Annotated in this window: 20 protein-coding genes; 8 read left to right on the forward strand and 12 right to left on the reverse strand. The window is 68.6% G+C overall.

Annotated elements, in window-relative coordinates; translation table 11 throughout:
* Positions 1 to 35 precede the first annotated feature (35 nt).
* Genes OG558_RS01340 through OG558_RS01350 form a run of 3 tightly spaced genes read right to left on the reverse strand, consistent with a single transcriptional unit; the run spans position 36 to position 1771 of the window.
* On the reverse strand, positions 36 to 1073 hold the full coding sequence (locus tag OG558_RS01340) for a PDZ domain-containing protein (RefSeq protein ID WP_405068580.1): 1038 nt from the start codon (positions 1071 to 1073) through the stop codon (positions 36 to 38).
* Positions 1070 to 1315: a hypothetical protein gene (locus tag OG558_RS01345; RefSeq protein ID WP_405068581.1), complete on the reverse strand. Its 246-nt coding sequence runs from the start codon at positions 1313 to 1315 to the stop codon at positions 1070 to 1072. The genes OG558_RS01340 and OG558_RS01345 overlap by 4 nt, the downstream gene beginning before the upstream one ends.
* A 30-nt stretch (positions 1316 to 1345) precedes the next feature.
* Positions 1346 to 1771 (reverse strand): molybdenum cofactor biosynthesis protein MoaE, encoded by a 426-nt coding sequence (locus tag OG558_RS01350; protein WP_405068582.1) that lies wholly within the window; start codon positions 1769 to 1771, stop codon positions 1346 to 1348.
* Positions 1772 to 2137: 366 nt separating this feature from the next.
* On the opposite strand from OG558_RS01350, the gene OG558_RS01355 reads away from it, so the two are divergent.
* The 3 genes from OG558_RS01355 to OG558_RS01365 all read left to right on the forward strand — a co-directional run bounded on the left by OG558_RS01355 (position 2138) and on the right by OG558_RS01365 (position 5084).
* A complete protein-coding gene (locus tag OG558_RS01355; protein ID WP_329480953.1) occupies positions 2138 to 3436 on the forward strand; it encodes a zinc-dependent metalloprotease in 1299 nt (432 codons plus the stop codon).
* 45 nt (positions 3437 to 3481) lie between these two features.
* On the forward strand, positions 3482 to 4039 hold the full coding sequence (locus OG558_RS01360; protein WP_405068583.1) for an NUDIX hydrolase: 558 nt from the start codon (positions 3482 to 3484) through the stop codon (positions 4037 to 4039).
* 247 nt (positions 4040 to 4286) lie between these two features.
* On the forward strand, positions 4287 to 5084 hold the full coding sequence (locus OG558_RS01365; RefSeq protein ID WP_405068584.1) for a ferritin-like domain-containing protein: 798 nt from the start codon (positions 4287 to 4289) through the stop codon (positions 5082 to 5084).
* 1162 nt (positions 5085 to 6246) lie between these two features.
* Here the strand turns inward: OG558_RS01365 and OG558_RS01370 are convergent.
* Complete coding sequence (locus OG558_RS01370; RefSeq protein ID WP_405068585.1) at positions 6247 to 6924, reverse strand: hypothetical protein; 678 nt, start codon at positions 6922 to 6924, stop codon at positions 6247 to 6249.
* Positions 6925 to 7063: 139 nt separating this feature from the next.
* Positions 7064 to 7471: a winged helix-turn-helix transcriptional regulator gene (locus tag OG558_RS01375; protein ID WP_405068586.1), complete on the reverse strand. Its 408-nt coding sequence runs from the start codon at positions 7469 to 7471 to the stop codon at positions 7064 to 7066.
* 109 nt (positions 7472 to 7580) lie between these two features.
* Here OG558_RS01375 and OG558_RS01380 point away from each other — a divergent pair, with 109 nt between their 5' ends.
* Positions 7581 to 8498: an NADP-dependent oxidoreductase gene (locus OG558_RS01380; protein ID WP_405068587.1), complete on the forward strand. Its 918-nt coding sequence runs from the start codon at positions 7581 to 7583 to the stop codon at positions 8496 to 8498.
* Here the strand turns inward: OG558_RS01380 and OG558_RS01385 are convergent.
* The 3 genes from OG558_RS01385 to OG558_RS01395 form a co-directional block, all read right to left on the reverse strand.
* Complete coding sequence (locus OG558_RS01385) at positions 8488 to 10254, reverse strand: helix-turn-helix domain-containing protein (RefSeq protein ID WP_405068588.1); 1767 nt, start codon at positions 10252 to 10254, stop codon at positions 8488 to 8490. The two genes, OG558_RS01380 and OG558_RS01385, sit on opposite strands and share 11 nt — an antisense overlap.
* Before the next feature lie 69 nt (positions 10255 to 10323).
* Positions 10324 to 11625 carry an MFS transporter gene (locus OG558_RS01390; protein WP_405068589.1) on the reverse strand — a complete coding sequence of 434 codons (1302 nt, stop codon included), beginning with the start codon at positions 11623 to 11625 and terminating at the stop codon, positions 10324 to 10326.
* Between the two features lie 19 nt (positions 11626 to 11644).
* Positions 11645 to 12373 (reverse strand): 3-hydroxybutyrate dehydrogenase, encoded by a 729-nt coding sequence (locus OG558_RS01395; RefSeq protein WP_329480968.1) that lies wholly within the window; start codon positions 12371 to 12373, stop codon positions 11645 to 11647.
* Positions 12374 to 12519: 146 nt separating this feature from the next.
* Between OG558_RS01395 and OG558_RS01400 the strand changes: the two genes are divergently transcribed.
* Complete coding sequence (locus tag OG558_RS01400; protein WP_405068590.1) at positions 12520 to 14781, forward strand: FdhF/YdeP family oxidoreductase; 2262 nt, start codon at positions 12520 to 12522, stop codon at positions 14779 to 14781.
* Here OG558_RS01400 and OG558_RS01405 read toward each other — a convergent pair.
* A complete protein-coding gene (locus OG558_RS01405) occupies positions 14756 to 15937 on the reverse strand; it encodes an MFS transporter (protein ID WP_405068591.1) in 1182 nt (393 codons plus the stop codon). The genes OG558_RS01400 and OG558_RS01405 overlap by 26 nt on opposite strands.
* Before the next feature lie 103 nt (positions 15938 to 16040).
* On the opposite strand from OG558_RS01405, the gene OG558_RS01410 reads away from it, so the two are divergent.
* Positions 16041 to 16577, forward strand: coding sequence for a CGNR zinc finger domain-containing protein (locus OG558_RS01410; protein ID WP_405068592.1), 537 nt, complete (start codon positions 16041 to 16043; stop codon positions 16575 to 16577).
* A gap of 174 nt (positions 16578 to 16751) precedes the next feature.
* Here the strand turns inward: OG558_RS01410 and OG558_RS01415 are convergent, their stop codons facing one another.
* Both OG558_RS01415 and OG558_RS01420 read right to left on the reverse strand, forming a co-directional pair.
* Positions 16752 to 18941 carry an MMPL family transporter gene (locus tag OG558_RS01415; RefSeq protein WP_405068593.1) on the reverse strand — a complete coding sequence of 730 codons (2190 nt, stop codon included), beginning with the start codon at positions 18939 to 18941 and terminating at the stop codon, positions 16752 to 16754.
* Positions 18942 to 19227: 286 nt separating this feature from the next.
* Positions 19228 to 19764, reverse strand: a complete 537-nt coding sequence (locus OG558_RS01420; RefSeq protein WP_329480978.1) for a YgjP-like metallopeptidase domain-containing protein — start codon at positions 19762 to 19764, stop codon at positions 19228 to 19230.
* A gap of 521 nt (positions 19765 to 20285) precedes the next feature.
* Here OG558_RS01420 and OG558_RS01425 point away from each other — a divergent pair.
* Complete coding sequence (locus OG558_RS01425; protein WP_012922897.1) at positions 20286 to 20444, forward strand: DUF5679 domain-containing protein; 159 nt, start codon at positions 20286 to 20288, stop codon at positions 20442 to 20444.
* 93 nt (positions 20445 to 20537) lie between these two features.
* Positions 20538 to 21848 carry an ABC1 kinase family protein gene (locus OG558_RS01430; protein ID WP_405068594.1) on the forward strand — a complete coding sequence of 437 codons (1311 nt, stop codon included), beginning with the start codon at positions 20538 to 20540 and terminating at the stop codon, positions 21846 to 21848.
* Here OG558_RS01430 and OG558_RS01435 read toward each other — a convergent pair.
* Positions 21838 to 23307 (reverse strand): MFS transporter, encoded by a 1470-nt coding sequence (locus OG558_RS01435; protein WP_329480982.1) that lies wholly within the window; start codon positions 23305 to 23307, stop codon positions 21838 to 21840. The genes OG558_RS01430 and OG558_RS01435 overlap by 11 nt on opposite strands.
* Positions 23308 to 23319: the final 12 nt, after the last annotated feature.

The following is a 23319-nucleotide window of genomic DNA, read 5'->3' on the forward strand; positions in this document are numbered from 1 at the left end:
ATCTCCACTTCGGCTGGCCGGTGCGTACAGGTGGCTCAGGATGTGCATGCGGGGACATCCCCCTTTCCGCCGGTGACCGCCTGCAATGCGGCGATCGCGTCGCTCAGGGTGGTGATCTTCACCAACTGGATGCCCTTCACATCGGCGTGCAGTGCCGCCGCGCAGTTCGGAGCGGGGACCAGGAACACCGTGGCACCGTCGTTCTTGGCGCCGGCGATCTTCTGCTGAATGCCGCCGATCGCGCCGACCTGGCCGAGCGCGTCGATCGTGCCGGTGCCGGCGACATGTTTGCCGTCCAGCAGCGGGCCTGGTGTCAGTTTGTCGTAGATGGCCAGTGCGAACGCCGTACCCGCGCTCGGGCCGCCGATGTCCTGGCCGAGGTTGATCGTCACCTTGACCGGCGAGTCGACGCCGATGGTGATACCGACCATCGGACGGGTCGGCTCGCCCGGGGTGGCCGCGGTCTTCAGTTGCACGGTCTGCTCGGCCCCACCGCGTTGGATCAGGAAGACGACGTTCTCGCCGACCTTGTGCTTGCGAACGAAGTCACCGACCTGCGGGACCTGCGTCACCGTCTGACCGTCGACGGCCAGCACGATGTCACCGGGCTTCAGCTTGCCGTCCGCCGGAGTGTCCTTCGCGACCGTCGTGACCTTCGCGTGGTACGGGACCTTCGCCGCCTGCAGAGCGGCCGCGATCGCGCTGTCCTGCGAGCCGGTCATCTCCGCGGTGTTCTGCTGCTCGACCTGGTCCGCGCTCTGGTCCGGCGGATAGATGATGTCGCGGGGGAACAGGTCGTGGTGCGGGTCGAGCCAGTTCCGCATCGCCTGCGGCAGGGTCAGCTGCCGGTCCGGCGAGGTGACCGACACCGTGGTCAGGTCGAGCTGCCCGGTCGTCGGAAAGGTCTGGTGGTTGCTGATCTCGATGACCGGCTTGTTCTTCGTCGAGCCCAGGGTGTCCTTGACCGGCCCGGGGCTGAACGAGACGAACGGCACAGGGAAGGCGGTGACCAGTCCGAGCGAGATGACAAGCACGACGATCGAGGCGACCAATGTGGCGGTACGACGTGTCACGAACCCTGCCCTGCGATCTTGGTGGACGGTGTGTCAACCCGGCGGCCGAGGCCGCGGCGGCGTTCAGGCGTCGCGCGGGGTCCGGGAGCGGCGATTGCCTCGTTGAAACGACGGAAGTCTTCGACCGACGCGAAGGCGCCACCGGACCGGCGCGGACCACGGCTCCGCCCACGCCACGCCGCCCAGCACATTGCCAGCAGCGTGGCGACCAGCGGGAACGCCAGCCACGCCAAAACCTTCATCCGGCCACCTTCATGCGCCCAGCGTACGTGTCAGTGAGCGCCGACCCACTCGCTGGCACCGTCGGCGAAGTGCTGGTGTTTCCAAATCGGGACCTCGGCCTTGAGATCGTCGATCAACCGGCGGCATGCGGCGAACGCCACATCACGGTGCGCGGCGGCCACGGCCACGATCACCGCGGTATCCCCGATCTTCAGGTCTCCGGTCCGGTGTACGGCGGCCAGAGCGGTCACCGCGGGGTCCGCACAGATACGCTCCGCGACCGTCCGCAGGTGGTCCAGCGCGTCCGGGTGAGCCTCATAGCTGAGGCGATCGACCGGCTTGGCCTGATCGTGGTTGCGCACGGTCCCGATGAAGAGAGCGGTCCCACCAGCGCTCGGGTCGGCGACAGCGGCCAGCACCTCGTCGCTGGACAACGCATCCTCGCGGATGTCCAGCAGCCTGATCGTGTCGCTCATCCAATCCTCATTCCCAGCAGTCCCGCGCCCGCACACCTACCCCGAACCATCCCTCACCCACCCGATTCTCCCTCCCGCCCGTCCAGACCCGCACATCCCCTCCCATTTCCACCTATTCAGCCGCCTGCCGACGTACCCGCGCCAGACCACGCCGCGACGTACCTCGGGACTGCTGTCCGTGTCGTGATGCGCACCCCGGGAGACTGTTGCCTCGCTCACCTACCGACGCCCCACGCCGCCTGCGGGCGGGCGGCGGCTCTGCCCGGGGCGAACTGGAACGGTAAAGCGTTCGCCGGGGGCGGAACTGATGGGTGGAACCAGTACGTTGGAGTTGTACGCCCCACCCGCACAGGAAGGCCCACTCCGATGAGCGACGAACCGGACAACCCGTTCAAGGGAACTCCGTTCGAGGCCATGTTCCAGCAGTTCTCCGGTGCGGCCGGCGCGGGCGGCACCCCGGACCTGAACGCGATCTTCGCCCAGGTCCAGCAGCTGCTGAGCGGTTCCACCGACGGAAAGCCGGTGAACTGGGACCTGGCCAAGGACATCGCCCGCAAGACCGTCTCCGCCGCCGGAGACCGGTCGATCACGCCTGCGGACACCGATCGGGTATCGGACGCCGTCCGACTGGCCGAGCACTGGCTCGACGAGGCGACCACGCTGCCGGAAGTGTCTGCGACCTCCGCGGCCTGGAGCCGCGCGGAATGGGTCGAGAACACGCTGCCCGTGTGGCAGACGATCGTCGACCCGGTCGCCGAGCACGTCGCCGGAGCGATGGGCAACGCGCTCCCCGCCGAGGCTCAGCAGTTCGCGGGGCCGATGGCCGGCATGTTGCGCCAGCTAGGCGGTTCAGTCTTCGGCGCGCAGGTCGGTCAGGCGCTTGGCGAGCTGGCCGGCGAGGTCGTGAGCTCGTCCGACATCGGCCTGCCGCTCGGTCCGACCGGTCAGGCCATCCTGCTCCCGGACAACGTCGCCAAGTTCGCCGAGGGCCTCGGGCTGACCGACGAGGACGTGCGGCTCTACCTGGCTCTGCGCGAGGTCGCACACCAGCGGCTGTACGCGGGCGTGCCGTGGCTGCGGCAGCACGTGCTGGCCGCGGTGGCGGACTACGCCGCGGGCATCGAGGTGGACACCTCCAAGATCGAGAGCGCGATGGCCGACATCGACCCGCAGAACCCGGAGGCCATGCAGGAGGCGCTCGCGGGCGGCCTGTTCGAGCCCGAGGATTCGGAGCAGCAGAAGGCAGCCCTGGTCCGGCTCGAGACCGCCCTCGCACTGGTCGAGGGCTGGGTGGACGACGTCGTACGGCAGGCGACCAAGGACCGGATGCCGTCCGCCGTTCAGCTCGCCGAGACGGTACGACGGCGTCGTGCCGCTGGTGGGCCGGCGGAGCAGACGTTCGCCACGCTGGTCGGCCTCCAGCTGCGGCCGCGCCGGCTCCGTGACGCGGCGAACCTGTGGGCCGCAGTGCGCGACGCCCGGGGTGTCGAGGGACGCGACGAACTGTGGTCGCACCCCGATCTCCTGCCCAGCGCCGCCGACCTCGACGACCCGATCGGCTTCGCCCAGCACGCCGGCGAGCTGGCCGACATCGACATCACCGACTTCCTCCCGGACGAGGGCCCGTCGGACCAGCCGCCCACCCAGGGCGACGACGGCAAGTAGAACGCACCACCCCGGCCCGAGCGATGGATGGTGGAGACTTGCCGGGTGCTTCATGGTGATGCTGTAGCGACGCTGGAGACCTGGACTGCGCCCGATGCTGAACAGGAGGAGCTGCGAGAGCACTACCTGCAGCATCTGGCGCAGCACCCGGACGGCATGTGGCGAAGCTGCCGCCCGGAGCACATCACGGCGAGCGCTCTAGTAGTCGACGCGTCGGGCAGTCGCATCCTTCTGACCCTGCACAAGACAGTCGGCCGCTGGCTCCAACTCGGCGGCCACTGCGAACAAGGCGACACCACCCTGGCCGGCGCCGCCCTCCGCGAATCCACCGAGGAATCAGGACTACCCGACCTGACGATCGCACCGGCCCCACTCCAACTCTCCCGCCACCAGATCCTGGCAGGCGGCTGCGCCGGCACATTCCACCTAGACGTCCAGTTCCTCGTCACCGCAACCGCAGCCACCAACTATGTCGTCAGCGAGGAATCCCACGACCTAGCCTGGTTCCCCATCGACGCCCTACCCACCGACACGGACCCCACAGTCCAACACCTAGCCACCAAAGCCCGCCACCACCTCACCACCACGGCTCGGCCCAGCTAGCGCCAGACATGTAGAACTGTGCGACCTATCTAGAGCCCGACACCTGGGACTACCCAGCCGGCACAACGGCCCGAGCGGGCAGGCCTGCCCGCTCGGCCCGAAGGCCTGTACGTACCCCGCAGGGTCGGATGAGTGGCAGGACGCTGCCGGAGAAGTTCGTGGCGGACGGTCGGCAGGAGGTCGTACGCTCGTTGTCAGTCGTCGGATTGCGACCATCCGGTCGCCTTAGTGTGCCGGAAGGATGTCCGTGAGCTTCGACATCGATCACTACGCCCAGACTTCGACCCGCATCCGCTGGGACGACCTCGACATGTCCACGTTCGAAACCCAGCCGCTGTCCAATGACGCGCTCCGTTGCCTCAGCTACATGAGCGACGTGGAGACCCACACCGTCTGCTACCTGCGCGACCTGCTCGTCACGCCGTCGCACGCCGACCCCGAGGTGACCGTCTTCCTGACGATGTGGAACCTCGAGGAGTACTGGCACGGCGAAGTGCTCGACGAGGTTCTCGAGGGGCACGGCGTCCCCACCGGCCCCGAACACACCCGCGCGGTCCGCTCCCGCCTCGGCTGGCGGGACCGCCTGGCGCCGATCCGGCAATCATTGCTGGCGAACATCATCGGCGAGGACTTCGTCGCAACCCACATGGCGTGGGGTGCGATCAACGAGTGGTGCGCCCATTCGGCGTACACCCGCCTGATCCAGGCCGAGCGCCACCCGGTCCTGACCGAGATCCTCAAGCGGATCGTCAAACAAGAGACCCGCCACGTCGCCTTCTACAACAGCCAAGCCCGCGACCGACTCCTGCGCAGCAGGAAGGCCCAGAAGATCGCCCGCTTCGCCCGCTCAAAGGGCTGGGGAATCGTCGGCTCGACAATCATGCCGCCCACCGAAGTCAAACACATGCTGGGCTACCTGTACGGCGGCGAGCAGGGCCTGGCCGAAGTCCGCAAGGTCGACGCCAAGATCGACGCCCTCCCCGGCCAGCAAGACCTCCAACTGGTCGAAAAGGAACTCATCAAGTACGGCGTACTCCCCAGATAACAGAACGCGCCACCTCGCAACAGGGTGCGGGGCCGGTAGCCGGTCGTCCGTTCGCCGGGCCTAGGAGGTCTGCTTACTACCAGGCCTTCAGTGCGGCGCCGCAGTTGAGGGTCTGCGGGCCGACTCGACAAGCCGACCCGCTCCCCCGCCAAGAGTTCCCGTGGGACCCCACCCCCGCAGAGCCCCATTCCCCCCGTGAACTCCCATCCCACCGCGGACCCCGTTCCCCGTGCTCCCCGTTCCCCGTGCTCCCCGTTCCCCGTGCTCCCCGTTCCCCGTGCTCCCCGTCCCCCCGTGGGCCCAGCCCGTATAGGCGCAGTTCCCCAACCCACACTTCCCCGTGGCCTGTCCCAGCTAGGGTCCGGTCCCCCGCCTCGTAATCGCCGCCCCCCGTGGGCCAAGCTCCCAGTACGCGCAGTCCCCCACCAACCCACACTTCCCCCGCAGGCCCCGTACCCCATGGAGCCTGGTCCCCGACCACCGTTGAACCCCGTGGGCCAAGCTCCCCGTACGCGCAGTTCAGCCATCAACTCAGCAAACCCGACCTCTACTTGCTCAACGGTCGGGCTCACCCATTGGTTCAACCACAGTTCCCCGTAGGCCCCGTTCCTCCACAGACCCCGTCGCCGCGCTCCCCGTCCCCCGTTGGTCGAGCTCCGTCTGGGTCTGTCCCCCACCAACCCGCATGTGCCGCAGGCTCCGTTCCGTGTGGGTCTGGTGCCCGTGAGCCCCAGATTCGCCGCAGGTCCCGCTCCCCCAACCCCCGTTTCGCCGCGGGGCCCGTTCCCCGTGGCCTACCGCTGCGCTGCTGGTGGAGCCTCCCCGCTTCTGTTGTGATGCCGCGGAGCTTCCCCCGTTCCCCGCACCACCTGCGCCCTTCCTTGTGGCGTACTGCAGTTCCCCGTTGTCTTTGGTTCCCCCGTTGTGTTGCGGTGTTCTTGTTGCGTCGCTGGTGCCCGTGCGTCCCCATGCACGGTTGCCCGATGGCCGGTTGGGGTTCGTTCCGCGAGGGAGCCGAGTGCCCCGGGGTCCAGAGGGCTGTGGTGGCTGGTGTCGATTTCCGCCCCTGAACGGAATCGGCAGGCCGGTAGTGCGGCGGGCGAGCTTCCCCCAGAAGTTGTCCGCTGCCTGGTGAACGAGCGGGAAGCCAGAAGGTGACGGGTCAGGCGTGACGAAGTATGGAACGGGTCGCATCCCAGCCTTCCAAGCCGGGGTCGAGGCTGGCGAGGTCGGCGGGTGAGCGGAGGCGGTGCCAGCCTGGGCCGACGGCTACGGCGTGGCGGCGGGGTTTGGCTTGGTCGAGTTCCCCGAGGGTGAGGTCGAGGCTCAGTTCGAGGGAATCGGTCAGCCAGTTGGCGATGGGGAGGTTGACGCCGAGGGCCACCTGGGAGCCGTCCTCGGCGGGGCAGACGGCGATGTCGGCGGTGGAGAGGGCGCGGAAGAGTTTGCCGATCAGGAGCCCTGGGAGGTCCGGAGCGTCGTACGCGACAGCAACCACAGCCGCCACTCGGCCGGTCCCACTGGTGGACACGCCGGCCTCGGCCGGGGTGAGGGTGGCGGCTTGGGTTAGGGCTTGGTGGAGGGTGGGGGCGGTGTAGACGGGGGTGCCGGGCCAGGTGAGGGTGGTGGCTTCTTGGAGGGATGCTTCGGTGCCGTTGAGGACGGCTACGGCTACTTCTACGCGGTCGAGAGCGGCTAGGACCTCGTAGGTGTCTTCGGCTAGGGCTAGGCGCCAGGCTTCGGGGGAACGACCGGGTGGGGCCCAGGTGGGGTTGGAAGGCAGGACCAGTACGACGATTCGTCGGTCGTTCGCGCTGGCGGAGCGGGCTGGCTCGCTCACCGTGTCTCCTTGCCGGAAGCCGGATTGATCAAAGGGCGGGTAGCTGTCAGGTATTTGGTTCTATCAGGCCGCGTTAGTAGAGCGCTCGACGTATGTCTTGGCGGTGGAGACGCTGACCCGGCCGACACCCGTCGGCCAATCACCCGACAGCCGCGCCGACGTCGTACGCGGTCCGAGCGGCGTTGACCTCGGTCATATGAGTCTCGGCCCAGGACTTGATGGCCGAGATCAGCGGCATCAGATTCTGGCCGAGTGGCGTCAGCTCGTAGTCCACGCGGACCGGCACCGACGGCGTCACCGAGCGCGTGAGCAGGCCGTCTCGTTCGAGCGAGCGCAGTGTCTGGGTCAGCATCTTCTGGCTGACGCCGGCGATCCGGCGGGACAGGTCGGAGTACCGCTGCGGGCCTTCGGCGAGCGCGGTGAGGATGAGCGTCACCCACTTGTCGCTGATCCGGTCCAGCAGTTGCCGGGCCGGGCAGCTGGCCAGGAACGCGTCGTACTCGCGGGCTGCCTCTTCCCGGCGCTGAGCGGCGGTGCGCGTGGGCATGACTCTCCTCGCCGTACGGTACGCACTTCGAAGTACGTACTTCCCGATAGAGAGTAACTCTCCGACAGTGGTGTCACCAACAAGGTATCAACACAAGGAGAGACACGTTATGCGCGCACTCGTGGCCCGGCGGCTGGAAGGGCCGGACACCCTCGAGCTGATCGAGACGCCGATTCCGGAGCCTGCGACCGGGCAAGTCCGGATCAAAGTGGCCGCCGCCGCGGTCAGCCCGGTGGATCTGGCGGTGAGCGCGGGGCTGGCTGTGCAGTTCGGTCTGACTGCGCCGAGAGAGCAGTTCGGCCTCGGCTGGGACGTGGCCGGCACCGTCGACGCGGTCGGGTCCGGTGTGGACCTCACACCAGGTACGGCGGTCATCGGTCTGGCCGATCTGCTCGGGCGATCCCTCAAGACGCACGCGGAGTACGTCGTACTGGATGCGGACGCCGTCGCGCCGACCACCATGGACCCTGTCGCCGCATCGACCATCCCACTGAACGCAATCACCGCACTGCAAGCACTGCGCGCCATCTCGGGGCAGACCGTCCTGGTGACTGGTGCCGCCGGCGGCGTCGGTGGGTATGCGGTCGAACTGGCCAAGCACCAAGGCCTCACCGTCATCGCCACCGCCGGCGACCAGGACGAGGACCTGGTACGACGTCTCGGCGCGGATCACTTCGTACGACGCTCGGCCGACCTGGCCACCGCAGTCCGCGAGATCGTCCCGGCCGGTGTGGACGCTCTGGTGGATGCGGCGATCGTCGGGGTCGGTGCACAGGAGGCGGTCCGCAACGGGGGCCAACACGTCCATCTGCAGGGCGGGCCACGGCCGCCGCACCTCCGCAACATCACCGTCGAGCAGCTCTTCCTGCACGCCAACCGGCGCGACCTGACCGAGCTGGTCGAGCTGGTCGAGGCAGGTGCGATCTCGACGCGGGTTGCCGAGAGCTATCCCCTGGAGGATGCGGCAACGGCGTACCGGCGCCTTGCCAAGGGTGGCGTCCGCGGACGGCTCGTGCTCATCCCCTGATGGCTTGCTGCAGCCGGAGCGCGACCTGGATGTCCAGGGCGCGTTCCGGTGACTGCCAGCCGTCGCCAAGCAGGGCAGCGATGCGGTCCAGGCGTTGCTGGACGGTGTTGGGATGGATGTGTAGCGACGTCGCCGCTCTCGTCGGGCTCTGGCCGGCTGCGAAGTACGCGTGCAAGGTGCCGACCAGATCGGTGCCACGCTGGTCGTCATAGTCGAGTACTGCGCCCAGGACGTGCCGCACATGCGCCCGTACGTCGACGTCCGCGGCACCAACCAGACCGGCGACTCCGAGGTCGTCAGGCGTCGCGGACTCGCCACTGCGTCCGAGCCGGAGCATGGTCGCTGCGAGCCGCGCAGCCTGACGATGTGCGTCGACCAGCGAGCTCCAACCCGCCGGGCCGGTCACGGCGATCGTCACTGCAGCCCGTTTGGCGACGTCGGCCAACTCCCGCGCAGCCGACGCAGGGTCGGTGCGGGCGAGCAACAGCACCAGGTCTCCGCCAAACGGACCAGAGAGCACAAGCTTCTCTTCCAGTGGTGCCGACAGCCGAGCCCGTACGGCGGAGTGGTCCCCGCGCACCACTGCAACGACCAGGCGGTCGTGGCGGTGGTTCGGCGCGAGCAGACGGAGTCGATCGGTCAGTGTCCTCGGATCAGCGCTGCCACTGAGCACATCGGCCAGCAGATCCGCCTGCGCACGTTGGGATTGCTCGGCGGCCTGACGGCGGAACAGCAGCACCAGTGCGGTGACCACAGCGGCGCGTTCGACGATGCGCTGGTTCGCGCCGGACAGATCGTCGACACCGCCGATCACCAGAGCGCCGAGGCGCTCGCCCTTCGCGGTCGCGGCGACCACCCAGCAGTCACCGATCCGGGTCAACCGGCCGGACTCGGACTCCTGCCAGGGCACCGCGGCACGGTGCGTGTCCCCCGCCACGGCCAACTCGTTGCCGACGGCATCGACGAGCACGACCCACACGTCGAGTAACTCGGCCACGGCCGCCGCGATCGCGTCCACGTCACCGCCCGACAGGACGATCTCGGCGAACCGGTCGTGCGCCGCGGCCGCGTGTTCGACGCCGGCGTGGGCCGCTGACACCTGGTCCAGTGCCGCCGCTGTTTCGGTGGCCGCCCGGACCTGCACGATCGTCACGGCCGCCAGGGCCGCGAGCGAGCCGAGCAGCGAGACCTCCTCGCGGCTGAACGGCCGGCGCGTCCGGTTGGAGGCGAACAGCACTCCGACGAAGGCTCCGTCGACGATGAGCGGCGTACCGCAGATGGCGACCAGCCCCTCCTCGCCGACCGCGTGGTCGATCGACGTGGTGTGCCGGAAGCGCCGGTCCGATGGGTAGTCGGCGGTCCAGTAGGGCTTGTGGGTCTCCGCGACCAGTCCGCCGAGTCCAGCGCCCAGCGGCAGCCGGACCTGCTGGAAGGCCGCTGACACGGATCCGTCGGTCGCCCGCATGTACGTGTCGCCGCGGCCGTCGTCGTACAAGGTCAGGTAGGCCACGTCCGCGCCGATCAGGGTGCGGGCCCGGTGCACGATGGTGTCGAGTACGCCGCCCGGGTCGCGCGCCGAGGCGAGTTCGCGGGCGACGTCGACCAGCGCGGACAGCTCGGCCTCACGCTTCTTGCTGGCGTCGATGCCGGCCCGGATGCGCAGGGCGAGGTCGCGGGCCACCGCGTCCTCGCCCGCTGCCCGGGCCAGCTCGCTCCCAGGCGCATCCTCGGCCAGCAGCCGCAGAAGCTCTTCCATCCCGGCGATGATGCCACCTCTGCTGTCTTCAGCGTCCCGTCATCCCCTGGTCATGAGAGAAGAAGAGAGTTAGAGGGTGGTGAGGTCCCGGCGACGCGTTTCGGTGTACGACGTCACCGCGACTATGGAGATCACCGCACAGACTGCGACGTACACAGCGATCGCATAGCCGGAGTCGTACGCCTTGAGCAGCGCTACCGCGATGAACGGGGCCAGACCGCCCGCAATGATCGAGGCGAGCTGGTAGCCGATCGACACACCCGAATAGCGGACGCGGGTGCCGAACAACTCGGTGAAGAACGCGGCCTGTGGTCCGTACATCGCGCCATGCAGCACCAGTCCGACGGTGACGGCCAGTGCGGCGAGGGCGAAGTTCTTCGTGTCCAGGAGGGCCACGAAGAGGAAGCCCCAGACACCCACACCCACCGCACCGATCAGGTACACCGGTCGCCGGCCGATCCGGTCGGACAGCGCACCCCACATCGGGATCGCGAAGAAGTGCACGGCCGCACCGATCAGGACGGCGTTCAGTGCGAAGGACTTGCCCATGCCCAGGTGTTCCTTGGCGTACGTCGCAATGACGATGGTGAAGATGTAGTAGCTGACGTTCTCCGCCATCCGGGCGCCCATCGCCGTGAGCACCTCCCGCGGATAGCGCGTGATCACCTCGATGATCGGCAGCTTGTCCACCGGCTCATGCTTCGCCCGCGCCTCCTGGAACACCGGTGACTCCTCGATCCGCAACCGCACCCACAGCCCGACCAGCACCAGTACTGCGGACAGCAGGAACGGAATGCGCCACCCCCACGCGTTGAAGGCAGCATCCGACTGGAACGCCGCCAGCCCAGCCAGTACGCCGTTGGCGATCAACTGACCCGCAGGAGCACCGGCCTGCGGCCAGGACGCCCAGAAGCCACGCCTTGCGGGGTCACCGTGCTCAGACACAATCAGTACGGCGCCACCCCACTCACCACCGAGTGCGAAGCCCTGCACGAGTCGCAGCACGGTCAGCAGGATCGGAGCGAGCGCACCGACCTGCGCATAGGTCGGGAGAAGGCCGATTGCGAAGGTGGCGACGCCCATCATCAGCAGCGACAGCACGAGCAGTTGCTTGCGGCCCAACCGGTCACCGAAGTGGCCGAACACCACTCCACCGATCGGACGGGCGAAGAACCCCACTGCGAACGTCGCGAAGCTCAGGAGCGTCCCGGTGAGCTGTTCACCCTTGGGGAAGAAGAGGTCTCCGAACACCACCGACGCGGCAACGCCGTAGAGGAAGAAGTCGTACCACTCGACCGTCGTACCGACGAGACTCGCGCCGACCACCCGGACGATCGACGTCCGGGTGCGGACCGGTTCTGTTGTTGTCATGGGCGGGCTCTCTCCTGAGCTAGTGGGCGGTCCAGCCGCCGTCGAGTACGAACGAGCTCCCCGTGATGGAGGCGGACGCCGGGCCGCACAGCAGCGCGACCAGCTCCGCCACTTCGGCCGGCTCGATCAGCCGCTTCACCGCGACCGGCTCGAGCAGGACCTTGTCCAGTACCTCTGCCTCGGACAGGCCGTGGGTGGCCGCCTGATCGGCCAGCTGGGCGGTGACCAGCGGCGTCCGGACGTAGGCCGGGTTCACACAGTTGCTGGTCACTCCGTGCGCCGCACCCTCCAGGGCGACGACCTTGCTGAGTCCTTCCAGTCCGTGCTTGGCAGCGACGTACGCCGCCTTGAACGGGCTGGCCCGGAGACCGTGCACCGAGCTGATGTTGACCACGCGACCCCAGCCGGCGCCGTACATGTGCGGAAGCGTCTGCCGGATCAGGCGGAACGGCGACTCGAGCATGAGCCGCAGGATGTAGCTGAACCGCTCCGGCGGGAACTGCTCCACCGGTGCGACCTGCTGGACCCCGGCGTTGTTCACCAGGATGTCCACGTCCGTCGGCAGGTCCTCCAGCCGCTCCAGGTCGGCCAGATCGGCGACGACCGTCTCCACACCCTCCAGTGCCTCGAGTCCGGTGGCGTCGTAGTCGACTGCGATGACATGTACGCCGTCGGCCGCGAGGCGCCGCGCACACGCGGCGCCGATGCCGGACGCAGCGCCGGTGACGAGGGCTCGACGGGTCTCCATGGCCGACGACTGTAGAAATCCACGCCTCGCCGCACTATGGGATGCGATAACACATCCAGGCGGCGCCCCATGGTGCCGAGCGCCACTTGTCCACAACCTCGCCTAGCGAAGCAGCGCGTGACGATAGCTGGACCTATTGTTGAAACATGGTCGATATCGAACAGCCGAAGAAGAAGGCCGCCGGCGTCCCCGCCGTGCTGTCGTCGTTCAAGTTCGGTTTCCGTGAGATGGGCCCGGCCCGGACCGGCAAGGTCTTCCTGAAGATGAACCAGGACGGCGGCTTCGACTGCCCGTCCTGTGCCTGGCCGGACCCCGACCACAAGCGCAAACACGCGGCCGAGTTCTGCGAGAGCGGCGCCAAGGCGGTGGCCTGGGAGGCAACTCGCAAGCGGGTGCCGCGCGCCTTCTTCGCCGAGTACTCCGTCGACGCCATGAACGAGATCTCCGAGTTCGAGCTCGGCAAGCTCGGCCGGATCACCGAGCCGATGCTGCTGCGGGCGGGGGCGACGCACTACGAGCCGGTCGGCTGGGAAGAGGCGTTCCAGGTCGTCGCGCGGCACCTGAAGGCCCTCGTCGACCCGAACGACGCCGTCTTCTACACCTCCGGCCGGACCAGCAACGAGGCCGCCTTCCTCTACCAGCTCTTCGTCCGGGCCTACGGCACCAACAACCTGCCCGACTGCTCGAACATGTGCCACGAGTCGTCCGGTACGGCGCTGTCCCGGGTGATCGGCAGCGGCAAGGGCGCCGTCACGCTGGAGATGCTGGAGGAGGCCGAGCTGATCGTCGTCGTCGGCCAGAACCCGGGCACCAACGCGCCCCGGATGCTCAGCCACCTCGAGATCGCCAAGCGCAACGGCGCCGACATCGTCTCGGTGAACCCGCTGCCCGAGCCCGGCCTGATGAACTTCAAGAACCCGCAGCGCCCGCGCGGCTGGGTCGGCAAGGGTACGACGCTGGCCGACCAGCTCCTGCAGATCCGGATCGGCGGCGACCAGGCGCTGTTCCTTGCCGTCGGCCACCTTCTGCTCGAGGCCGAGGCGGCGAGCCCCGGGACCGTGCTCGACACGTCCTTCATCGAGAGCCACACCAGCGGCTACGAGGTCTACACCAAGCACAACGCCGAGCTCGACTGGGCTGCCGTCGAGCTCGCGACCGGGCTGCGCCGGGCGGAGATCGAGGAGTTCACCCAGCGGTTCATCAAATCCAAGGCGACGGTGATCTGCTGGGCGATGGGCCTGACCCAGCACCGGGAGGCCGTCGCGACGATCAGCGAGATCGTCAACGTGCTGCTCCTGCAGGGAAACATCGGCAAACCCGGCGCCGGCCCGTGCCCGGTGCGCGGCCACTCGAACGTCCAGGGCGACCGCAGCATGGGCATCTGGGAGAAGGTGCCGGACACGTTCCTGGACAAGCTGGACGCCGAGTTCTCGTTCACCGCACCCCGCGAGCATGGCATCGACGCGGCCGAGACGGTGAAACGGCTGCGTGACGGTGCGGTCCGGGTCTTCTTCGCCATGGGTGGCAACTTCGCCTCCGCGACACCTGACACCGAGGTCGTGCACCGGGGCCTGCGGGAGTGCGACCTGACCCTGCACGTCTCGACCAAGCTCAACCGGTCGCACACCATCACCGGGCGCGAGGCGTTGATCCTGCCGACGCTCGGGCGGACCGATCACGACCACACCGCGGCCGGACCGCAGTCGGTGACGGTCGAGGACTCGCAAGGCGCGGTGCATTTGTCCACGGGCAATCTGACGCCGCCGGGTCCGGAGCTGAAGTCGGAGATCGGCATCATCTGCGGGCTCGCGCGGACCGTCGTACCGGATATCGGGCAGATCCCGTGGGCCGACTTCGCCGAGGACTACAGCCTGATCCGGCAGCGGATCGGCCGGGTGGCCGACGGGTACGAGGACTTCGAGGATCGGCTGCGGGCCAACGAGGGCGGGTTCCTGCTGGCACACGCCGCCCGGGACAAGCGCGAGTTCCGGACCTCCGACGCGCGGGCGCAGTTCACCGCGAACGATCTCAGTTGGTTGCCGACGGCCCCTGGCCGGCTGCTGCTGCAGACGATGCGCAGTCACGACCAGTTCAACACCACGATCTACGGGCTCGAGGACCGCTACCGCGGCATCAACGGCACCCGCGAGGTCGTCTTCGTGAATCCGGACGACCTGGCCGAGCTCGGGCTGAAGGACGGTGCGTACGTCGACATCGTGAGCGAGTTCCAGGGCGTCGAGCGGCGGGCCTCCGGGTTCCGGCTGGTGTCGTACCCGACGGCGCGCGGCTGTGTGGCGGCGTACTACCCGGAGACCAATGTCCTGATGTCCGCCGACGACGTCGCCAAGGGCAGCAATACCCCCGTCGCCAAGGGCCTGACGGTCAGGCTGGAGCCAGTCGCTTCCTGAGCCACGGTTGGACGAGAGCCAGCGCGGCGGCCACCACCGCGCTGGTGAGCCATAGACCCTTCGGGCCCGCTGCGTCGAGGAGTTGGGTGACGGTCAGTGGGGCGATGGTGGTCGCGATGCCCCAGCTCAGGCCGAAGACGGCGAGGTAGCGGCCGCGGGCGTGTTCGGGTGCGAGGCCGGATGCCTGCGTGAGGTAGCGGGTCAGGAGGAAGAGGTCACCCAAGCTCCAGAGCACTGCGGCGAGCAGGAAGATCGCGAGGCTGTGGGCGATAGCGGTGACGATGAGCCCCGCGCCGAGCAGGACGTAGCCCGCTGTCATCGCCCGGAAGTCGTCGAGCTGCTGCAACCGGAGCAGGCGCTGGGCGACGATCAAGGTGACCGCGGAGACCGCCAGGATGAAGCCCGTGCCGGACTTCGGCAGGCCCTGCTCGAGCAACGTCAGCGGCACACCGATCACCAGTTGCATATAGATGGTCGCGAACACGGTCCCGCTGGCAAGCAGAAGCAACAGCCGCCGGTCCCGCCACACCGAGACTTCCTTGGACCTGACGACGCCCTCTTCCGTCTCCCGCCGTACGTCACCTGGAAGGGCGAGTGCGACGAGGACGGCGCAGGCCAGGCAGGTGAGGGCGTCGGCGACGAAGAGCCAGCGCAGGTCGACGTGGCTGATCGCTGCGGCGAGCAGGCCGGCCAGGACGCCGGCCGCGGCCAGCGCCGCGCTGTACAACCCGTACGCCGCCGGCCGATCGGACGGACTGGTCACATCGGCGATCATCGCCTGACTCGGCGGCTCGTAGATCTCGAAAGCGAGGCCGAGCAGCACGGTCGCGAGGACGGCGGACCAGAGCGCGTGACTCAACGCGATCCAGGTCTGGGCGACGGCGCAGCCGGTCAGGCCGAGGACGATCGTACGGCGACGGCCGAGCCGGTCGGCCAGGTGTCCGCCGAGCAACCGGGACGGGATCGTGGCCGCGCCGAAGAGCGCCAGGATCAGGCCGGTCTGGCTGAGCGACGCGCCGAACTCGACGGTCAGCACGACGCCGAGGAACGGCAGCGTGAACGCGCCGATCCGGTTCACCGCGCGGGCCGTGACCAGGATCCAGACCGCCGGAGACAACCCGCGCCACGGCGAGGTCAAGGTCGCTACCGCACTCATCTCCGGCTCCCATGACTGTCTAAGTGGCTATGATCGGTCACGCGAGAGCCTACGGAGAGGACCCATGACCGGTCAAGTGTCTTTTGATAGTCACGCCCGTAACGTGCTGGCGGCCTCCGTCGAGTACGTGAACCGGCTGACGCCCGGCTACTCCGGTGGCACGCCGTACCCTGCGCCGGCCGACGAGGCGCAGGCCGTCTCCGACGCCTTGGCAGCCATCGGCTACCCGCGGCCGTCCGTCGAGCCGGACGACGCGCGGCGGTTGGCCGTGCTCGCGGGGCGGATGCGCATCGTCTTCGAAGCCGCGCATGCGGGCGACCTCGATCGCGCGGCGGACGAGGTGAACGCGCTGCTCGTGGACACCAACTCCCGACCGCAGCTGGACCGGCGGAACGACGGCTGGAGCCTGCACTTCCACGGCCCGGACGACGGACTCGTCAACGGCTGGGCCGCCGGCTGCGCGGCCGGCCTCGCGCTCGCCCTGGGCACCGGGCTCGCCGGCCGCCTAGGCGTGTGCGCGGCCCCGCAGTGCGACCGCGTCTTCGTCGACGTCTCCCGCAACGGCCAACGCCGCTTCTGCTCTCCCCAATGCCAAAGCCGCGTCAAAGCCGCCGCCCACCGCGCCCGGCAAGCTAGTTGAAGGTGAGCGTGGGGCTGGCCGGGTCCTCGTTGCCCACGACCACTTGTGCACGGTCTCGCGGGCTGATCTGGTCGACGTACAGCCGCTCACCCGGAATGTACTTGCTGAGATAGCGCTGCTCGGCGGCGGCAGCGCCTCACCCGATTTTCACCGGGTGAGGCGCTGAAGGAACCGTCAGCCGACCGGGGTGAGCTCGCGCTCCTCCTCCGGGGCCGGCGGCTGGATCGCGTGCTTGCCGGGCTTGCCACGGAGCCACTTCGGGGCCCACCAGTTGGCGTCGCCGAGCAGGGTCATCACGCTCGGGAGGACGACCGCACGGATGATCGTCGCGTCGATCAGGATCGCGACCGCCAGGCCGACGCCGAGTTGCTTCATGTCCAGCGTGCTCAGCGTCGCGAAGACCGCGAACACCCCGATCATCACGGCCGCCGCGCTGGTGACCACGCCGGCCGAGCCGGTGATGCCCTCGGCGACTGCCTGCTTGGTCGGTACACCGCGCAGCACCGCCTCGCGGATCCGGCTGACCACGAACACGTGGTAGTCCATCGACAGCCCGAACAGCACCACGAAGAGGAACAGCGGCAACCAACTCACCACGGCCCCGTTCGACCGGAAGTGCAGCAGCCCTTCGGCCCAGGTGTTCTGGAACACCGCGGTGACGACGCCGTACGCCGCTCCCGCGCTCAGCAGGTTCAGCCCGATCGCGGTGATCGCGACCACCACGGACCGGAACGTCACCATCATCACGATCATCGTCAGCAGCAGCACGAACCCGATCACCAGCGGCAACTTGGCCCGCGTGTGGGCCGCATAGTCGACGTCCGCGGCCACGAACCCACCGACGGCGTACTCGACTCCCGGCACCTTGCCGACCGTCTCCGGCATCAGCTCCTTGCGCAGCTTGGTCAGCGAGTCACGCGCTTCCTGGCTGCCACCCGCGTACGGCGTGGCGACCTCGAGGGTCGTGACGGTGCCGTCCTTGGAGAACCGCGGCTCCTCGAGACCGTCCTGCGCGAAGAGCTTGTCCTGCTGCGTGCGCTGCACCAGCTCGGCGAGAGCGGCCTTGACCGCCGGCGCCTGGTTGGCCGGTGCGCGGACGGCGACCTCGTGGCTGGTGCCCGTGCTCGGGAAGGCCGCGGTCAGCCGGTCGTACGCCTTCATCACCGACGTGGTCCGCGGCAGATCCTCGGTGCCCGGGAACTTCAGCGTCATCCCCAGCGCCGGCGACGCGACGGCCAGCAGTGCGGTGACGGAGACCAGCAGCGTGGCGACCGGGTGCTTCAGGGCCGGCCTCAGCACGGTCGGCCAGAAGCGCGGCTTGCCCTTGTTCGCAGTCAGTCGCCACACCAGCGGGATCCGCGGACGGTCCACCCAGCGACCCAGCTTCGCGAGTACGGCGGGGAGCACGGTCAGCGAACCGGCGACGGCCACCGCGACGACCAGGATCGAGCCGACCGCGAAGGACGAGAACACCGCGTCCCGAGCCAGGAACAACCCGGCCATCGAGACGATCACCGCCGTACCGGAGACGACGACCGCGTGGCCGGAGGTGGCGGCGGCGATCTCGACCGCGTCGACGTGACCGCGACCCTTCGCGCGTTCCTCGCGTTCACGGCGCAGGTAGAAGAGTGAGTAGTCGACGCCGACCGCCATACCGATCAGCAGGATCACGCTGTTCACCGCGTCGACCGCGGGGATGAGCTGCGACGCCGCCGCGGACAAGCCGATCGCGGCTGCGACTGCGGACAGCGCCAGTACCAACGGCACCGAGGCAGCGATCAGCGCGCCGAACGCGATCAGGAGGATCGCGAGCGTCACCGGCAGGCTGAACATCTCCGCCCGCTTGAAGTCCTTGCCGAGGGTCTCGTTGAGGGCCTTGTCGATCGACAGTCCTCCGACCTCCTCGATCCGGAGATTCGGGTACTGCTGCTGAAGCTGTGCTGTGGTGTCGAGCAGCGGCTGCACACGGTTGTCGCCCTCGCCGTCCTTCAGGGTGACCCTGACGATCACCGCGTCCTTCGTCGCCGACGCGATCGGCTGGGCGACCTCCGCGACCCCACCGAGGGCGCGCATCTTCTGGATCACCACGCCGGCCGCCTGGTCGGCCGCCTTCTGGTCGAGCGTCCCGGACGGAGCCGTGATCAGCACGCTCTCCACGTCCGGGTCGGCGAAGTTGCCGGACTTGACGATGTTGTCGGCCCGGGTCACCTCGCCGATGTCGCCCTCGTTCTCGGACTGCTTGGTCCCGGTCACCGAGCCGAGTGCGAAACAGGCGATCACGACCGCCACCCACATCGCGATCGCCCGCCACGGATGGGTGGCGCTCCAGCGCGCCGCCCGCACCGTGATCTGTCCCCTGGCCATACCTTCCCTGCCCCTCTGCGCCCCCTCAGGCGCCCCACCCAGCGCACCTGGCGCGGCGCTGGCTATGGATCACAGCCTGGCTGGCGGGAGCAGGCGGCGACCATGCAGGAAGCCACCCAGTCCACCCTGGGGCTAACCCCACCCCACCCTTTCTCGTACGCCGTACGTCCCCCCACCGCCCGCCCGCACTTTGGGCACCCATCGACCGTTTCGGCGCCGCGCAAAGGGTTGGCCGGTGCTCAAAGTCCCCGCGGCGGCGGGGGTGAGGGGGGTGGATCGGGGTGGGTCAGAAGTCGTCGAGGTTGAGGGACGAGGCGGCGGATATGCCTTCGAGATAGCCCTCGGCACGCTCGGCTTTGGGGTAGCGGTGGACCAGGGCCCAGAAGGCGGCGTTGTGGGCCGGCTCGACCAGATGGGCGAGCTCGTGGATGAGCACGTAGTCGACCACCCAGGCGGGCATCGACTGCAAACGGGTGCTCAAACGGATGGATCGGTCCGCCGGAGTGCAGGATCCCCACCGTCTGTTTTGGTTCGAAACCCACCTGACTGACGCAGGTTCGGGCACTTCGGGGAGATGCCGACACGCGAGTTCGTGTGCTCTGGCCAACAATTTTTCGTCCGACACGCGGGATCGGCTGCGCTGCTTGTCCAGCCGCGCCAGCATGGTCTCGACCCAGCGCGCCTCCTCTGCGGCGGACAGCCGGTCGGGCATCAGCACGACCACGCGCTCGCCGTCCCGGTAGGCGCTGACGGTCCGCTTGCGCCGCTTGCTGCGGCGGATGTCCACGAACGGCGGGATCGGTCGCGGTGGAGAATCGGCCATGGGTCAAAAAGTACCCTGAGAATCTGACAACTTTCTTCCGTCCACATCCTGTGAATCCGCGTTTCCGCAGGTCAGACGCCAGATTTTGGGGTCACCGATTCCGGTTGTTCACATCCTGTTCCCCCGCCCGTCCACAGTGCCGCGCGGCGCGCCCCACAGGTTGCGCACAGGGTTATCCACAGGCGTGGACAACGCGGCCTTGCCAGCGCCACGCCCGCCTCTTAGCGTCAGGTGCAACAGGCTCCCGGACCGCTTCCGGGGCCGCTCGGAGGGGAAGCCGAGCGGTTCCGGAGGCGGATCACCGGGAGCTTGTTCCTTTTGGGAGAAGCTCTCAGAAAGGGCTTTCCCAGGCGGCGTTGAGCGGCGCGCGGGCCGGGAGGTGCGCTTGAGCCTGCGCCAGGCTGCCGTAGGGTGAATCCCGATTGGGCCGAACGGCCTACGGCAGGACGGTCTGCCGTTAGCATCCACGACTGCCCGGGGTGGGAACCCCGGGCTGGTACAGAAGCAAGGAGAGGGCCCTCATGGCAGAGACCTGGAGCGGCGAGTTCTACTGCGTCAAGTGCAAGGCCAAGCGCACCGCCGACGGCGAGGTCAAGGTCAACGACAAGGGCACGCGCATGGCCAAGGCCAAGTGCCCCGAGTGCGGTACGAACCTGAACCGAATCCTCGGCAAGGCCTGACGCACCAAGTCGTAGGGGCGGGGTCCGACACGCAGAAGGTGTCGGACACCGCCCCTCCGTCGTCCGGCTTGGGTGACCGGACAGAATGGGTGCGTGTCGGATCTCCCTCGTAAGGCGCTGAGCCGGACCGCCAAACTTGCCAGCCTGCCGCTCGGTGCCGCCGGGCGGGCGACGCTCGGCCTGGGCAAGCGGATCGGTGGGACGCCGGCCGAGACCGTACTGGCCGAGTTCCAGCGCCGCACGGCCGACCAGCTGTTCGCCGTCCTCGGCGAGCTCAAGGGCGGCGCGATGAAGTTCGGGCAGATGCTCAGCCTGATGGAGTCGGCGATGCCGGAGGAACTGGCGGCGCCGTACCGGGCCGCCCTGACCAAGCTGCAGGACTCCGCCCCGCCGATGCCGGCCTCGACCGTGCACACGATCCTGTCGCGCGAGCTGGGCAAGCGCTGGCGGGACCGGTTCGAAGAGTTCGACGACGTGCCCGCGGCGGCCGCGTCGATCGGCCAGGTGCACCGCGGCATCCTCACCGATGGCCGCGAGGTCGCGATCAAGCTGCAGTACCCGGGCGCCGCCGACGCCCTGCGCGCGGACCTGCGCCAGCTCGGCCGGTTCGCCCGGACCTTCGGGACGTTCGTCCCCGGCCTGGACATGAAGCCGCTGGTCACCGAGCTGCAGGAGCGGATCGGCGAGGAGCTCGACTACGATCGCGAGGCCCAGGCGCAGCAGCAGTACGCCGACGCCTTCAAGGATCACGACGAGTTCGTGGTGCCACGCGTCATCAAGCACTCCCCCAGCGTCATCGTGTCCGAGTGGATCGAGGGCCGGCCGCTGTCGTCGATCATCACCGACGGCACCCAGCAGGAGCGCGACGAGATCGGGCTGAAGTACGTCCGGTTCATGTTCAGCGGACCGAAGTACGCCGGTCTGCTGCACTCGGACCCGCATCCGGGAAACTTCCGGGTGATGCCCGACGGCCGGCTCGGCGTGGTCGACTTCGGCCTGTGCGCGCGGCTGCCGGAGGGATTGCCGCCGGCCATCGGGCGGTTGCTGCGGATCTCGCTGGAAGGCGACGCCGCGGCCGTCCTGGCCGGGCTGCGCGAGGAGGGCTTCATCAAGCCGCGGATGGAGATCGACCCTGACCAGCTGATGGATTACCTCTCGCCGTTCGCCGAGCCGGCCCGGGCCGAGAAGTTCCAGTTCAGCCGGGCCTGGATGCGTGCCCAGGCGAACCGGACCGGTGACTTCCGGTCCCCGAGCGCGTCGATGGCGCTCAAGATCAACCTGCCGCCGTCGTACCTGCTGATCCACCGCGTCTGGATCGGCGGCATCGCCGTACTCTCGCAGCTCGAGGCCGAAGCGCCGTTCCGGGCCGTCCTGGAGGAGTTCCTGCCCGGCTTCACCGACTGAGCGGCGGCACCGAGCGGAGGGTGACGGCCAGCAGGACGGCGATGGCGGTCAGGGCCAGGGCGGTGATGCCGGCGGCCAGGTGGAAGCCGGTGGTGAAGGCGTCGTGGGCGTCGGCGAGGACGTCGTTCGGGACGCCCTGGGTGATCGCCTCGCCCAGGGAGTTGCCGCCGCGGCCGCCCATCTGGCTGCGGTACGCCGCGGTGACCACGCTGCCGAGGATAGCAATGCCCAGTGCGTAGCCGAACTCGTTGCTGGTCTGGGTCAGCGCTCCGGCGGACCCGGCCTTCTCCGGCGGGACCGAGCCGATGACCAGGTTCGTCCCCAGCGTGACCAGCGGCGCGGCACCGACGGCCTCGACCGCGAACGCGATCACCAGGACGGTTGTCGAGGTCGCCTGCGTCATCACGGCCATCCCGACGATCGTGAACGCGATGCCGGCCGGGATCAGCACGCCCGGCCGGATCCGCTGGGCCAGCCGCGGCGCCAGCTGGAAGGCGAGGGTGGACGTGAGCATGCCCGGGACCAGCGCGATCCCGGCGGTCAGCGGGGTCATGCCCTGCACCAGCTGGAAGTACTGCGCGACGAACACCATCACGCCGCCGGACAGCATCGAGTACGTCATCATGCTGCCGAGCGACACGCTGAAGGTGAGCCGGGTGAACAGCCGTACGTCGACCAACGGGTCGGCCAGGCGACGCTGACGCCGTACGAAGATCCAGCCGAAGACTCCGCCGATCACCAGGGCGGCGACGGACTCGGCGCCGACGCCGTGCGCGGCCAGGTGCTTCAGGCCGTGGATCGCCGGCAGGATCGCGGCCAGCGACAGCACCACACTCGGTACGTCGATCCGCCCGGCCTGTTCGTTCCGGTACTCCGGCAGCAGGATCGGACCGACCACCAGCAGCACGACCATCGCCGGTACGCCGATCAGGAAAGCCGAGCCCCACCAGAAGTGCTCGAGCAGAACGCCACCGACGATCGGACCGACCACGGCGCCGATGGTGAAGCATCCGGCCCAGATGCCCAGCGCGGTCGCCCGCTGACGTGTGTTCGGGAACAGCGTCGAGATCAGCGACAGCGTGCACGGCGCGATCGCGGCGCCGGCGATACCCAGCACCGCCCGGGCGCCGATCAGCATGCCGGGACTGACCGAGTACGCCGCGACGATCGAGGCGACACCGAAGACGGCAGCGGCGGTCAGCAGCAGCCGGCGGCGGCCGATCCGGTCGCCCAGATTGCCCATGGTGATCATCAGACCGGCCACCATGAACCCGTACACGTCCAGGATCCACAGCTGCTGACTGCTGGACGCCCCGAGCGCCTCGGTCACCGCCGGCACGGCCAGCAGCATCACGAACAGATCCAGCGACACCAGCAGCGTGGCGAGGCAGAGAACGCCCAGTGCGATCCACTGCCGCCGGCCGGTCACCACGGTCTCGCCGTCGGTGGTGAGAGTCATATCCGATTCCTT

The sequence above is a fragment of the Kribbella sp. NBC_01510 genome (assembly GCF_045040325.1).
Classification (GTDB): domain Bacteria; phylum Actinomycetota; class Actinomycetes; order Propionibacteriales; family Kribbellaceae; genus Kribbella.

Bases quoted from the DNA above. Each gene is read 5' to 3' on its own strand.
- OG558_RS01345 (WP_405068581.1), bottom strand. From the start codon at position 1,315: ATGAAGGTTTTGGCGTGGCTGGCGTTCCCGCTGGTCGCCACGCTGCTG.
- OG558_RS01350 (WP_405068582.1), bottom strand. From the start codon at position 1,771: ATGAGCGACACGATCAGGCTGCTGGACATCCGCGAGGATGCGTTGTCC.
- OG558_RS01355 (WP_329480953.1), top strand. From the start codon at position 2,138: ATGAGCGACGAACCGGACAACCCGTTCAAGGGAACTCCGTTCGAGGCC.
- OG558_RS01375 (WP_405068586.1), bottom strand. From the start codon at position 7,471: ATGCCCACGCGCACCGCCGCTCAGCGCCGGGAAGAGGCAGCCCGCGAG.
- OG558_RS01380 (WP_405068587.1), top strand. From the start codon at position 7,581: ATGCGCGCACTCGTGGCCCGGCGGCTGGAAGGGCCGGACACCCTCGAG.
- OG558_RS01385 (WP_405068588.1), bottom strand. From the start codon at position 10,254: ATGGAAGAGCTTCTGCGGCTGCTGGCCGAGGATGCGCCTGGGAGCGAG.
- OG558_RS01390 (WP_405068589.1), bottom strand. From the start codon at position 11,625: ATGACAACAACAGAACCGGTCCGCACCCGGACGTCGATCGTCCGGGTG.
- OG558_RS01395 (WP_329480968.1), bottom strand. From the start codon at position 12,373: ATGGAGACCCGTCGAGCCCTCGTCACCGGCGCTGCGTCCGGCATCGGC.
- OG558_RS01400 (WP_405068590.1), top strand. From the start codon at position 12,520: ATGGTCGATATCGAACAGCCGAAGAAGAAGGCCGCCGGCGTCCCCGCC.
- OG558_RS01405 (WP_405068591.1), bottom strand. From the start codon at position 15,937: ATGAGTGCGGTAGCGACCTTGACCTCGCCGTGGCGCGGGTTGTCTCCG.
- OG558_RS01415 (WP_405068593.1), bottom strand. From the start codon at position 18,941: ATGGCCAGGGGACAGATCACGGTGCGGGCGGCGCGCTGGAGCGCCACC.
- OG558_RS01420 (WP_329480978.1), bottom strand. From the start codon at position 19,764: ATGGCCGATTCTCCACCGCGACCGATCCCGCCGTTCGTGGACATCCGC.
- OG558_RS01425 (WP_012922897.1), top strand. From the start codon at position 20,286: ATGGCAGAGACCTGGAGCGGCGAGTTCTACTGCGTCAAGTGCAAGGCC.
- OG558_RS01435 (WP_329480982.1), bottom strand. From the start codon at position 23,307: ATGACTCTCACCACCGACGGCGAGACCGTGGTGACCGGCCGGCGGCAG.